This window comes from Bacillus sp. Bvel1 (genome assembly GCF_014872755.1).
Lineage (GTDB): Bacteria > Bacillota > Bacilli > Bacillales > Bacillaceae > Bacillus > Bacillus velezensis.
Map to the genome: position 1 here is coordinate 570,443 of NZ_JAAOBZ010000006.1, position 15,720 is coordinate 586,162.

The window sequence follows — 15,720 nt, forward strand, 5'->3', positions numbered from 1 at the left end:
TATGAAAGAAGCCCGTCATATTAGAAAAAAAGTACTTTCTGACATAGAAAGCGGCAACATTTCTTTGGAAGAAGGAGTAAAGCGGATACAGCAGCTTGGTTTTCATTCCGCAGGGGTTAACGGACAGGCGATATATTATCAGACGGTCTGGCAGCGGACAGATCTCAGCATTCATGTAAAAGGCGGCCGGCGTGAGGGCAGCCTTTTATTATTTGATAAAAATGAAGATGTGAGTAAAGAACTTGCTGCATTGCATGATACAAGGGTTATTTTGGTTAAGCCGGGGAAAGAGTTTCGAAAAACCGGGGACGGTGTATTTGAAATCGACCCCCGCTCTGAAAAAGATTACATAAACCTGTTAGGATGGCTTATAGAAGAAGAGAAGTCAGATATACGGGAAGCGGTGCATTTATGGTCAGACATGCCGTTTGAAAAAACAGAGAGAGCAATTCGTGAACAATGCGACAGCGGAGTCTATTCTTTGTTTTTATTACAACAGGCGCTCTTCAAAAATAACTGCCGCAAACCGATCAAGCTGTTATATGGATATTTTTCGCACCTTTCCGGAGAACAGCCTCTTTACGCGGCGGCAAGCGGATTTTTGCGGACATTACAGCTGGAAAATCCGTTAATTTCAGCAAAAAGCATTGAAATGGAGCAGTCAATAGCAGCCGTTCACGCAGCTGATATCATACGCAATGAGCTGAGTGATTTCCAGCCTTCAGATGTAGAGATCCGTTATAAAGACATGCAGCGTTATGTCAAACAGCTCAAAACGTATGAACCCGAAAAAAATTCCGGAAGCGGAGATGTGCCGCTGAGAGAAAATGGAGTATATATTATCGCGGGCGGCGCGGGCGGATTAGGATTTACCTTTGCAGAATATTTGGCTTTTCAAACAAAATGCTGCCTTGTTTTAACAGGTAGATCTCCGCTTTCAGATCATATAAGAAAACAGCTGAGGCGATTGGAGGATGCCGGTTCTTCAGCTGTTTATGTTCAGGCTGATATTACCAATAAGGAAGAAGCCGAATATGTAGTCAAAAAAGCCAAAACTTCTTATGGAAAAGTAAACGGGGTCATTCAGGGCGCGGGAATCATCCGGGATTCTTTCCTTCTTAACAAGTCACGAGAGGAATTCGATCAGGTAATCAGACCGAAAGTATTGGGTACGATGTGGCTGAATGATGCTGTTGAGAAAGAAAATCCTGACTTTTTCATTTGCTTCTCCTCTACTTCCGCAGTGTTGGGAAATGTCGGGCAATCTGATTACGCGTTCGGAAACAGTTATATGGATCATTTCATGAATATGCGTTCTGCCCAGCATTCTGATACGATTTCTCTCTCTCTGAACTGGCCGCTGTGGAAAGAAGTCGGCATGCAAGTGGATGAGCGAACGGTAGAGACAATGAAAAAGGCGGGTTTTTATCCTTTAGAAAAAGAAGAAGGTAAAAAAGCGTTTGCCGTCGCATTGTCCTCCGGTTTTTCGCAATTTACTGTATTTTACGGAGATGAGCAAATTGACAATCATGTTCATCAATTATATGAACGAAAAGACAATATTCAGGCAGATGAAGGAACAGGGAGAAATATCGAATCATTTGATTCAGAGAAACTGACAGCTGAAACATCCGATTTTATCATAAAAATAATTGCTGCAGAATTCAGGATGCCTGCGGACAAAATAGATGCAGAAGAGGCATTGGAAAAATACGGACTTGATTCCGTTATGATTATCAATATGACGAATGAGCTTGAAAAACATTTCGGCGCGCTCTCAAAAACGCTGTTATTCGAATATCAGACTGCGGCAGAATTGTCACAGTATTTCGTTGAGGAGCACAGGGATACTCTTCTTCATAAACTCCGGTTAGGAGAAAACGGGAGCGGCACCCCATCTCAGAAGAAAAAAGATAATAAACAGACAGCCGATGTTAACGGGAAACAGAAAATGCAGATGAAAAATCAGGTGCAGCAGGAGAAGTATCATGACAATGATATCGCTATTATCGGTATCAGCGGACGTTACCCGATGGCAAATGATCTTGATACTCTGTGGGAAAACTTATTGAACGGTAAAGACTGTATAACTGAGATACCTGAGGATCGGTGGGATTCGAGGCTGCACTATCAGCCTGCGGCGGGCGACGAAGTAAAAAACCAAAGCAAATGGGGTGGATTTATTGACGATGTGTATCATTTTGATCCGTTGTTCTTTAATATTTCTCCTGCCGAAGCTGAATTAATTGATCCGCAGGAAAGACTGTTTTTAGAGACGGTTTGGCACACCATAGAAGATGCCGGGTACGCAAAGAAAACGCTTGAAAGAAAAAACGTCGGTGTTTTTGCAGGGGTTATGTACGGCCAATATCAGCTGTACAGCGTTGGTCACGAAGCGGCCGTTTCTTCCTCATATGCATCAATCGCAAACCGGGTATCCTACTTCTTTAATTTCAGCGGGCCAAGTATTGCTTTGGACACGATGTGTTCCTCATCATTAACGGCTGTTCATTTTGCCTGTGAAAGTTTAATCAGGAATGAATGTGAAATTGCAATTGCAGGAGGCGTCAATTTATCCATTCATCCTCATAAATATGAACTCCTGACTCAAGGCGGATTTTTATCCAGTGATGGCCGGTGCAGAAGCTTCGGTTCAGGAGGAGACGGCTATGTGCCGGGAGAAGGGACAGGTGCCGTGCTGCTGAAACCGGTAAAAAAGGCTATTGCCGACGGTGATCAGATTTATTCAGTTATTAAGGCAACAGCGATCAACCATGGTGCTAAGACGAATGGATATACCGTGCCGAATCCAAAAGCTCAAAGTGAGGTCATTACGAGAGCCTTAAAAAAAGGATGTATTGATCCAAAAAGCATCAGCTATATAGAAGCTCACGGAACAGGCACCGCGTTAGGAGATCCGATTGAAATCACCGGCCTGACCAAAGCATTTTCAGGTGCCGAACGCGATAAGAAGACATGCGCGATCGGGTCGGTTAAATCAAATATCGGACATCTTGAGGCTGCTGCAGGCATAGCGGGCATTACGAAAGTTATTCTTCAAATGAAACATAAAACGATTGTTCCGTCACTGACTCATTCTGCTGAATTGAATGAGAATATACCGTTTCAAAAAACACCTTTTTATGTACCGGACAGAGCCGAAAAATGGGAGTCATCCGTTCCCAGGCGTGCCGGAATCAGTTCTTTCGGGGCAGGAGGAGCTAATGCCCATGTTATTTTAGAAGAATTTGCGGATGAAGCTATCTCTCCTCTCGCGGCGGCTGAAGAACCTGAACAGCTTTTATTTGTTTTTTCTGCAAAAAATACCGACAGGCTGGCAGAATATGCAAAACGCGCAAAAGAACAAATAGCAGCCAGAGATTATTCATTAGAAACACTTAGAAATACAGCATTTACTTTACAAACCGGGAGAGAAGAAATGCCGCACAGATTGGCTGTTATCGCCTCCACAAGAGATGAATTGCTTAAAGGGCTGACAGACTATACTCTCGGAAATGCGAGGGATCATATTTTTACAAGCGGTAAAGACACAACAGAAGCTCAAAGGATGAACAAAGCTGAAATTGAAGAAGCAGCCGCAAACAGGGATCTTGTGAAGATTGCTGAATACTGGGTTGGCGGTAACGGAGTAGATTGGCCGTCACTTTATAAAGATGTCACTTTGAGACGGGTATCAGCACCGGGATATCCATTTGCCAAAGAGCTATGCAGAATAGATGCGCAAAATACGGGAAGCCGCCGGATGAACGTAAATAACGATCTGCATCCTTACATTTCATGCAATATATCTGATTTTAAAGCCCAGAAGTTTCTTATCAATGTAAGCGATACCGATTTGTATATAAAAACAAAGTATCAAGACAAGGAAATGTTTCCGTTTCTCAGCCAGATTGAAATGGCGAGAGCTGCCGGAGCGATGGCTTCAGGGAATCCGATTATTAAATTAACTGAGCTCTCCTTTAGAGAACCGATGTTACAAAGCGGAAGCAATGAGCAGATCCGGATTGTATTAACCCCGGATAATCAGGGTGCATCGTATTCTATAGAAAAACAGAGCGACTCATCCATTTATTCCTCAGGGCGGCTCAAATTAGAAGGCGGGGCGTACGAGAACGGAAATATTCATCTTGAGCCGTTCCTGTCTCAGGGCGCAGACCGTATACCGTACGAAGCGTTTTATCAGCGGCTTGCCGAATTCGGATACAGCTGCAGTGACAGTCTGAAAGCCGCAGAGCACTGCGTCAGCAGGAACGGACAGGTGCTTTTAAAGATAAAAGCAAAGGCCGGGCCGAAAGGGTGCATAATCAAACCGGAAGTGATTGAGAGCGCATATCAAGCCGTCGTATACCTTGCGGGGGAAAATGCCGGAGAGACCCCGGAAAATATTAAAGAATGTACGATTTTTGATCATGAGACTGAACCCGTTTATGTATATGCAGAACAAACTGAAGAAAGCGATTCGGCTTATGATGTGTATGTATTAGACAATGCCGGCGGGATTTTGATGGAACTGAGCGGGCTGGTTTTTGGCGAAAAGCCTAATAAAAATGTACGTTTTTATGAGCATGAGTGGGATCAAAAAAACCCTCTGATTGAAAAGAAAGATAGGGAGCCAAAAACAATTCTGGTTTTTGCAAAAGATGAAGCATTGGCTGGAGCTCTGAAAAATCAATCAGACAGCCGTGTCATTCTCGTCACGGCGGATCAGCGGCAGACCGATCAAAATCTGCTGACATTCTGTATAAACCCGGAAGTGACGTCAGATTATATTCGTTTATTCGAAGAATTGGAGAAAAAGGGGTTTTCTCCTGATGTCATCTTGCACACGGGAGAAACATTTTACGCGGGTGACCGCCTTCTCAGCGGCCTGGAATCAATTTTTTATTTATTAAAAGCCCTGAGTGCCCGCAGTGACGCCTCTCTTTATCTTCATTCTCTGCTTCTTGTTCACTCTTTTAAAGAAGGCATGAATGACCCGTATACGGGCGCTCTTGCAGGCTGTTTAAAAACGGCAAATATGTTGGTGCCATCCGCAGAGAATGTGAAGTCAATCGGTTTTTCAGAACGTATATCAATTGAAAAAATGGCTGAATTTTGTCTTAACGAAATGGTTTCAGGCGTGGAACGGCAGGCGGAAGAAGTTAAATATATAAATGACAAGAGGTATGTTAAGACATTAAAGGAGTATGTATTCAATCATACAGAGCACTCTCATCAGCTGAAACAGAAAGGGATTTACCTCATAACGGGCGGTTTGGGCGGTCTGGGCCTGATTTTTGCAAAATATTTAGCCTCTCAGTATCAAGCAAAATTAGTATTGACGGGAAGATCACCGTTAACAGCTGATAAACGACATAACATTGACCGGCTGCAGGCGCTTGGAGGAGACGCGGTATATTATCAAGCTGATGCCGCAGATCAAAAGACGATGGGACGGGTCATAGAAGAAACGAAACGGACTTGGGGCTCCCTTCAAGGTGTTATTCATTCAGCTGGTCATGCCGATGATCGGTTATTTACAGAGATGAATCTGACTGATTTTACGGAAGGCATGACTGCTAAAATTGAAGGAACGGTATGCTTAGATGAATTAACGAAAGATGAGCCGCTTGATTTCTTTATCGTATTTTCTTCTATTTCTTCGGTCTTCGGAGATTTTGGACAGGTTAACTATGCGATGGGCAATTATTTTCAAGATCAATATATAAATTGGAGATCCGAACAGAGCAGCCGGCAAGAGAGACAAGGCAAGAGCATTTCGATTAACTGGCCGTTGTGGCGTAAAGGCGGAATGCATTTAAACAAAGAAGCTGAAGACGCATATCTTTCCGCATCCGGGTTTGATTATTTGGAAACGGAAGAAGGGATAGCGGCTTTTGAGGCGATTTTGGCAAGTGACTGTCCGCAAATTTCGGTTGTTACCGGGGATGCCGGAACAACACCAGCAAAAAAAGATCTGCCGCATCAAAAAGTAAATACGCTTCCGGTTCGTCAAGAGGAAAGTTCTTATACAGGACCGGATTCTGCAGACAATGTCCTTGAAGAACTGAAGCAAATGGTATCGGAATTATTGAAAATTAACATTGAACAGCTGGATACGGCAGAGAATTTCGGAAATCTCGGCTTTGATTCTATCAGTTTGAAAACATTAGCTGTCCGACTGAATAAAAAATACAAGCTTAAGCTGACACCTGCCGTTTTCTTTACTTACAGCCATATAAAGTCTCTTTCAGAATTTCTAAGCAGTGAACTGCGTACTGTTGCAAAAGGGAATACAGATGCAGAAAAAAACATTTCTGAAAAAAGGAAAGTGCACGCCGGGAAAACCGCAGGGAAAACCGTGAAGCCGCCGCGAAGTTTTCCGTTTGAAAAAAAGACAGCAAGACAGGCTGACCATCATCCGGAGAAGCAGCCGGTTGCCATTATCGGGATGAGTTGTGTTTTTCCGGGAGCAAAAAATGCAGATGAGTTTTGGATCAATTTAATCAATGAAAAAGATTCGATTCAGGAAATTCCCCCGGATCGATGGGATTGGAAAAAATACGCCGAAGGCAAAGGAAGCAGCGAAGTACATTCGAAATGGGGCGGATTTATCACAGATGCCGATAAATTTGATGAGGCGTTTTTCAATATTAATCCGCGGGAAGCAGAACTCATGGATCCTCAGCACAGAATTTATTTGCAGGAAACCTGGAAAGCGATAGAAGATGCGGGTTACAAAGCTTCAAAGCTGTCCGGCAAACATATCGGGGTGTTTACGGGCATTCAATTTAATGATTACCGCCAGCTGCTGATGAGGCATTCGGACGGGGCGCATGCGTTTGCGGGAACCGGAAACAGCCAGGCGCTCATCAGCAATCGTGTATCCCACTATTTTAATTTCAGAGGTCCGAGTGAGTCCATTGATACAGCCTGCTCAAGCAGTCTTGTAGCAATCCACAGAGCTGTGCGCTCGATTCAAAATGGCGAAAGTGAGCTGGCGGTAGCAGGCGGGGTTTCGCTGCTCTTAGATCCAGTCACGCATATGTATACCGATAAACTCGGTATTTTGTCTAGGGACGGCCGGTGTAAGACGTTTGATAAACTTGCCGACGGTTATGTCCGCGGTGAAGGTGCAGCTGTTCTGTTATTGAAACCATTGCAAGCGGCAATGAATGACAGAGACAATATTTACGGAGTCCTGAGAGGAACCGGAGAAAATCACGGAGGAAGATCTGCTTCATTGACCGCTCCGAACCCGGAAGCTCAGGCAGAACTAATAACGTCTGTTTACAAAAATGCCGATATTCCTGTTGATACGATATCTTATATTGAAGCACACGGAACCGGAACAGAACTGGGAGATCCGATTGAGATTGAAGGCTTGAAAAAAGCGTTTGGATCTTTTGAGCCGCATCCAGGAAAGAATCATGACCAATATTGCGGCATCGGTTCAGTAAAAACGAATATCGGTCATTTAGAGCCCGCCTCTGGAATGCCGGGGCTGATTAAAGTATTACTATCCATGAAGTATAAAACATTGCCTGCCACACTTCATGTCAAGGAGCTGAACCCTTACATTCAATTAAGCGGAACACCGTTTCATATTGTCAATAAAACTATGAAGTGGGCCAGATTAAAAGATCGAAAAGGAAATGAAATTCCGCGCCGCGCCGGAGTCAGTTCCTTTGGATTCGGCGGGGCAAATGCTCATGTCATCGTGGAAGAATTTGAATACGGACAAGATAAAGCAGTAACTGCCGAGCGGGATCAAATCATTGTTCTATCGGCCAAAACAAAGGAAAGGCTGATGGTTAAAGCCAAAGAGTTAACAGCGTTTTTACATGAAGAACTATCAGTTCAATTCAGTCATCAAGAGGTGCAGGAACGTGATGTGCAAGAGGCGGTTCGGGAAGCGGCAGCGGGTATCCTGCGTTTAGATACCGCAAATATAGATGCAAAGACACCTCTTTCAGAATTCGGATTTGATCCGTTGGCTTATTCCGAATTAATCTCTTATATAAACCAAATGTACGGCACAGAAATATCACTAGATATATTTCAGGAATTAATGACCCTGAGTGAGCTGTGCCGCTATATCAGCAGCGTCCGGAATCGATCAGCTGATAAACCGTATAACGGCAATTTTAGAGAAAAGTCCGGAATCGGTCTTGAAGAAATAGCATATACGCTGCAAACCGGAAGGGAACCATTTGAATGCCGCCTTGCGATCACTTGCTCGAATACCGGAGATCTTCTTGAAAAATTAAACGGTTACATTCAGGGGAGCAGACTGCAAGGTGTTTATGAAGGAAATGTAACGGATTTTGATAGTCTGTACGCTCCTTTATTCGGCGGCCCCGAAGGTCATGCATATGTTCAATCACTGATTCAGCAAAACAAGCCGGCCAAACTGGCTCAGTTGTGGACGATCGGTTGTGAAATCAGCTGGGAAGACTTGTATGAGGAGGAACTCAAACCGGTTAAACGGCCTCTTCCTCTTTATCCTTTCAGTAAGAACAGACATTGGATTCATTTAAATAAAGATGAAGCGCAGAAGATTGAGGCTTTCTCGAACACTGAGCTTCACAATTCAAATAAAGATACAGCAGATGGAGAAATCATGTCGCTTCTTGAAAAAGCACAAACAGGTGAGATGAATACGAAAGAGACGTCAGAGCTGATAGAGGAGTTGCTTTTCCATGAATGAAAAAACGATGCAAATTGAGCAAATCGTGAAAAAGGTGAAAGAAGGCAGCCTGACGCGTGAAGAAGGGCTGGAATTAATTAAGAGTTTGGGGAAAACCCATCTATATGAAATGGTATGGGATAGACATGAATTTAAAGGCAGTGAAAAATTCCCGAATACGAAAGAGCCAATTTTATTTTTTTGCAAAGACGACAGCATGTATACCGTAATGAAGAGGCAGCTTGAAGGCTATGAGGCGCCTTTCATTTACGTGACTTCCGGCGAGCGTTTCGAAGATTGCCGGAACGGTCGTTTTAAAATGAACTTTGCAAATGATGAGGATTATGATGCGCTATGCGGGGTTCTGCGTTCTCAAAATATAAGACCCCGCCATATTATTCATTTTTTAGCTGCCGGGCTCTTCAAAAATACAGAAGATGCAATAAGAAAGCAGCTCAATAAAAGTCTGTTTTCCTTGTTTCAAATGTTTCAGGCTTTCATGGCGAACAAACTTTGTCCGAAAGCAGAAGTTTTGTATCTGTATGAAAATGCCGAGGGCGAGGTTCAGCCCATTTATAATGCGGTTGAAAGTTTTCTTAAGACCGTACAGGCCGAAAATCCGAATTTCACATGTAAGGCTGCAGAGCTGAAATCAATGTTTGACGAGCCGTTTACAAAGCAGCATATTGCAGATGTCATCTCTTTTGAATGGAACAATCAATGCAAGACGGACCACTTTACCTGTTATGAGCCGAGGCATTATTATAAAAGGCAGCTTAAAAGAGTAAAACAAGAAGATGGGGAGAAACATAGTTTCAGTGTAAAAAAGAACGGTGTGTATTTAATTACGGGAGGAGCCGGAGGCCTCGGGTATCTGTTTGCGGAATATCTGGCGAAACAGGCGGAAGTCAAGCTGGTATTAACCGGGCGTTCTCCGGCATCCCGTGAAACGGCGCAAAAATTGAGCGCGCTTGAAAATCTCGGCGCTGAAGCCTTATATGTCCCGGCAGATATTTCAAAGGAAAAAGAGGCGGACGCGTTAATTAAGCACATTAAGCAGACATTCGGGGAATTAAACGGAATTTTGCACAGTGCCGGACTTGTTAAGGATGCATTTATCATAAAAAAAGCGAAAGAAAGCATAGAAGAAGTTATAGCGCCTAAAGTATTCGGAACCGTTTGGCTGGATAAAGCAGCTGAAGAAGAGCCTCTTGATTTCTTCGTTATGTTTTCATCCCTTTCGGCCGTTCTGCCTAATGCGGGTCAGAGCGACTACGCCTTCGCTAACGGATGTATGGACGGATTCACCCAGTATCGAAGCATGAAAGGACGTCCCGGGAAAACACTTTCTATTAATTGGCCTTTATGGGGTGCGGGTAATATGACAGTTGGTCCGGCAGAGCTGCAGGCTTTAAGACACACGGGGCTGGAACTTTTATCTGCCCAAGCAGGGCTTGCCGCTTTTCAGGACAGTATGAGCCGTTCTGCTTCTCAGCTGGCTGTTATCAGCGGAGACAAAGATAGAATAAGTGAATTACTCTCAACTGACCATAAAAAGATAGAGAATGTGCCTGAAAACAACAGTCTGCCGCAATTAAATGAAAAAGATCTGAAAAAGCAAACGATCCGTCTTTTGACAGAGATCGTCGGTGCGGAAACGGGAAGACCGGCGGACAGCATTTTACCCGAGGATACATTTGACCGTTACGGAATTGATTCTCTAACGATTTTAGGTCTTAACTCCCGTCTGGAAAAGTATTTTGGAAGAGTGTCTAAGACTCTTTTCTTTGAATACAGCAGTGTTGAAGAGCTGTCAGAGTATTTTCTTGAACACTATCAACATGAGTTGAAGAAGGCGTTTTTACCGGCAGCCGAACAGCGAATTGATCATTCGGCGCCGGCGAAACGGGAGAAGCTTTCCGTTTCCCGCATACCATCCGCACCTTCCGAGGAAGATATTGCAATTATCGGTATAGCCGGCCGCTACCCGATGGCGAAGGATGTGGAACAGTTTTGGGAAAATATTTCTTCCGGAAAAGATTGTATAACGGAAATACCGAAAGAGCGCTGGGATTTTCGGAAATATTATCACACAGGTGACAATGCCCGTCATGACAGCAAATGGGGAGGTTTTATAAAAGACGCTGATAAATTCGATCCGCTGTTCTTCTCAATTTCGCCTCGTGATGCCGAGTTAATTGATCCTCAGGAACGGTTATTTTTAGAGACAGCATGGCACACGTTTGAAGATGCGGGTTACACAAAGAAAAAGTTGAAACGGCATAAGACAGGGGTATTTGTCGGCGTCACCTACAGCCACTATCAGTTATTTGCAGCCGGTGCTTCAGATGATGAGGGACGTCAGGCGCTCTTGTCTTCTTATTCGTCTATCGCAAACCGGGTGTCATATTTCTTTGACCTGCACGGACCCAGCCTTGCAATTGATACAATGTGTTCTTCTTCACTTTCTGCTGTTCATTTTGCATGTGAAAGTTTAAAAAGGGGAGAATCTACCCTCGCCATAGCCGGAGGAGTGAATTTATCCTTACACCCGGATAAATATACTTTACTTTCACAAAATCATTTTGTTTCAAGCGACGGGCGCTGCAGAAGCTTTGGAGCGGGAGGAGACGGATATGTGCCGGGAGAAGGAGTCGGGGCCGTTCTTTTGAAATCGCTTTCTGCCGCAAAGGCTGACGGGGACAGGATTTACGGTGTGATTAAGGGAACATCTGTAAATCACGGCGGAAAAACAAATGGATACACTGTGCCAAATCCGGGCGAGCAGGCAAACGTCATCAGTGAAACTCTTGATAAGGCGGGGATTGATGCAGACAGCATAAGTTATATTGAAGCGCATGGCACAGGGACATCTTTGGGAGACCCGATTGAAATTTCAGGTTTAACCAAAGCTTTGCACAGCTCGAAAAGCGATTATCGTTGTGCAATTGGTTCGGTTAAGTCAAATATCGGACACCTAGAGGCCGCGGCGGGAATTGCTTCTATCACAAAAGTGCTGATGCAAATGAAGTATAAACAGCTTGCTCCTTCCCTTCATTCCGATAACTTAAATCCTAATATTGATTTTGAGGAAACACCGTTTTACGTGCAGTCTGAATTGACCGATTGGGAGACGCCGCAAAATCAAGCCAGAAGGTCGGGTATCAGTTCTTTCGGCGCTGGAGGATCTAATGCCCACATTATCATCGAAGAGTACAAGAATGAAGAAAAGATGGAAACGGTACAGAGCAACAAGACGCAAATTATTCTGCTTTCTGCCAAAAATGAAGAACGGCTCAGACTCTTGATTGATGCATATATAAAAGAACTGGAGCCAAAAACGTCACTAGCTGATGCCGCGTACACTTCGCAGACCGGGAGAAACGCTATGGAAGAGCGGCTCGCTGTTGAGGTTAGCAGCCTTGACGATCTTCGCGATAAGCTGACGATGTATTTGCGGTCAGATCATAAGTTAAACGGTTTATATAGGGGAAACGCCCGCCGAGGCGCCGGTCAAAAGAATGCCCTGTCAGCCGCTCACTTTGAAAATGCAAGAGATATGGCCATTCACTGGGTGAACGGAGGAGACGTTGAATGGGAAGAGATGTACACTGCGGAATTACCGAAGCTTATTTCTCTTCCTGCATACCCTTTTGAACGGAACAGATATTGGGCGCCTGCCGCAAAAGCAGCACAGAAACAGAAAACAGGTGTACCGCAGAGTCTGCCCCATGCACCGACTGACTTATCATTTGATGTATTAAAAAAATCGTGGAAAAAACAAAAGGCTGCGCTTTCCGCTTTTACGAAAGGACAGGTGGTGATCCTGGCTAATAGTGAAAGTGAGCGGCTCGCATTCGAATTGTTTGATTCAGATCCTCTGATTGAACCCGCTGTCATTTGCGCAGATAACTGGGATCATTCGGATGGAGAAGCCAAAAAAACGGCTCTAGCAGTCATAGAAGAAAATCCGGAAATCATCGGCATGATTGACCTGTCAGATTTGCGGAGTAATCAAAACGGGGCACGCACCGGCACAATCGGGAAGCTGATACTGCTGCAGGAAATCATAAAGACACGTAAACAGCTTTTCGTTTTACATGTGACAAGAGGGCTCCAGACATTTCTGAATGACAAGCCGTCATTAGCCGGAGCCGAAACAGCCGGACTATATAAAATGCTGAGCGCGGAGTATCAAAAGATAAAATCAAAAACAATAGATGTAGACGGGCATGTCGGGACTGCGGCGGAACTGAGACAGGTAATCACAGATGAAGCTTGCGCTGACGGGCTGTATAGTGAAATCTGCTACCGGAACGGTGAACGTTATATTCCATACGTTGAGAAATTACATGCAGCGGAAATAAACCGGAACCTATCCGGTCTGCCGGTCTGCCGTACGGATCAAACCTTGGTTATTACAGGGGGAACAAGAGGGATCGGAGCAGAACTTGCCAGACATTATGCCGGCAAGGGAGTCAAAAAACTTGTGCTGATGGGAGTAACCGACCTTCCGGAATCTGATAAAATAGCCGGCATGTTAGAAGACACCGATGAAAAGTCACCTCTTTATTCGAAATTACAACTGCTGCATGAGTTGGATCAAAAGGGAGTTCAGGTGGAAGTGTATTCCGGGCCGCTCACGGAAAAAGAAAAATTACATCGCTTCTTTTCAGAGGTGCGAATGAAGTTCGGCAAAATCGGCGGGGTGATTCATTGCGCTGGTGCAGCCAATCATTCGAATCCGGCTTTTATTCATAAATCTGATCAAGAAATAAAAGAAGTATTTGAGCCAAAGGTACAGGGGATGCAAGTACTTCATGACGTTTTTATTGATGACGAACTTGATTTCTTCATTTTGTTTTCATCTGTTGCGAGCGCTTTTCCTTTATTAGGCGCCGGAACAAGTGACTATGCCGCGGCTAACGCTTTTATGGATTACTTTGCGGCGTATCAGCATGCAGCCGGCAGAACATATTATCAATCAATTAACTGGCCGAGCTGGAAGGACATTGGGATGGGCGAGGTGACAAGTCCATCATATCAGGCACTCGGTTTACTTTCACACTCAACAGAAACAGGTATTTCCATGCTGGATGAAATGATGACGATAAACGGATATCCATGCCTTATACCGGCAAAGACACATCCGGAGAAATTCAAGCTGCAGCAGCTGCTTCAGACAAGAATTCAAGCGGCTAAAAATAACCTGGATGCTGAGGAAAAAGTGGTCTCTGGTCATGGAGACAATGAAGCTATGATCAGGAAGTTAATGGAGATTTTTTCCGCGGAGCTGAAAATACCTTACGGGAATTTAGATCAGGATACGTCTTTTGCGGATTACGGAGTTGATTCAATCTTACTGGTTCAGCTTGTCAAAAAAGCGGAAGATGCATTTCAAATAAAAATTGAACCTTCAGCTTTTCTGGAGTATCCGAGTTTTTCACAACTGGGCGTCTATTTGAACGAGTTATTTGCAAGTGAGGGGATCAGTCCTCAAATTAATTCAGAAAACATTGAGGTTCGGAATAAAGAGCAACATATAAATCAAAATGCTTCCGAAGTACGGGACAGCGGATCTCAAATGCAACAAACCAGTCTGAATCAAATCGCTATTATCGGAATGGGCTGTGAGTTTCCGGATGCTCCGGACACAGAAACGTTCTGGAGAAATTTGAAGAAAGGACAAAATAGTGTCCGTGAAGTCCCGGCGTCGCGATGGGATATTTCTTCATACTACTCTGACACCTATGAAAAAGGAAAAAGTATCAGTAAGTGGGGCGGATTTCTTCAAGATATTGAGTCTTTCGATCCCGCGTTTTTTAATATGAACAAAAGTGAGGCATCAGAGCTTGATCCGTTAATCAAAAAATGCCTTGAGGTCAGCGTCCAGACATTGAGAGACGGCGGCTATACAAAGGAAGAAGTATCAAACAAAGAAGTCGGCGTTTTCATCGGTTCGCGCACCGGGACGTTTATGTCCAAAATAGGTTCCCCTTCAAAAAATACAATCGTGGGTATAGGACAAAATTTCATAGGCGCGCATATCTCACACTTTTTTAATCTGAAAGGACCGAATCTGGTTGTAGACACGGCTTGTTCTTCTTCATTGGTCAGCGTCCATCTCGCTTGTCAAAGCCTGATGTCAAAAGAGTCAGATATGGCGATTGCGGGCGGGGTTGACATTTTGCTGGATCAAAAGCCTTACGTCATGCTGAGTGAGGCTCGGGCGCTTTCACCTGAAGGAAAATGTCATACATTTGATGAGAAGGCAGATGGATTTGTACCGGGAGAAGGATGCGGCGCAGTCCTTTTGAAAAGACTTGATGACGCCCTTGCCGAAGGTGACAGAATTTACGCGGTAATTGACTCCTCCGCGGTTAATAATGACGGACAGACAATGGGGATGACAACACCTAATCCGAAAGCGCAAAGCGCAGTGATAAAAAAAGCCCTGAAAAAAGGCGGAATTGATGCAGATACTCTCAGTTATGTCGAAACGCATGGCACCGGTACGATGATAGGAGATCCGATTGAATTAAAAGCGCTGACTGAAGTGTTCCGGGAGGTTACGGAAGAAACGCAATTTTGCGGAGTAGGCAGCGTAAAAACGAATTTCGGACATTTAATGAGCGCAGCGGGGATAGCGAGTATTATAAAGGTTGCCTTATCCATAAAAAATCAGATGCTCCCGCCGACACTACATTGTAAAACGCCAAATCCGCGTTTTAAATTTGATCAGTCGCCTTTCTTTCCGAACACGTCTTTAAAAGAATGGCGTCCCAGAAAAGGGGTTTTGAGAGCCGGAATCAGTTCTTTTGGATTCGGGGGCACGAACGCACATATGATATTGAGCGACAGCCATCTCACATTAGGATATGGAGAGACAAAAAGACACCCGCTTTCTCCGGTTATATTTAATAAGGAACAATGCTGGATCGACAATGGAGAAGCTCCAGAAAAGGAAGAGTCAGAATTGCTGATTCCTTTACTTGATTTCAAAGAATTATAAAGAAAAGAAAAGGAATGAG

The 15,720-nt window shown here is 44.2% G+C and carries 2 protein-coding genes; both read left to right on the top strand.

What is annotated here, in order from left to right; genetic code table 11:
- The first annotated feature begins 1 nt into the window (after position 1).
- Positions 2 to 8,710 (top strand): type I polyketide synthase, encoded by an 8,709-nt coding sequence (locus HAP68_RS07010; RefSeq protein WP_024085256.1) that lies wholly within the window; start codon positions 2 to 4, stop codon positions 8,708 to 8,710.
- Complete coding sequence (locus tag HAP68_RS07015) at positions 8,703 to 15,701, top strand: SDR family NAD(P)-dependent oxidoreductase (protein WP_024085257.1); 6,999 nt, start codon at positions 8,703 to 8,705, stop codon at positions 15,699 to 15,701. Before HAP68_RS07010 ends, HAP68_RS07015 begins: the two co-directional genes overlap by 8 nt.
- Positions 15,702 to 15,720: the final 19 nt, after the last annotated feature.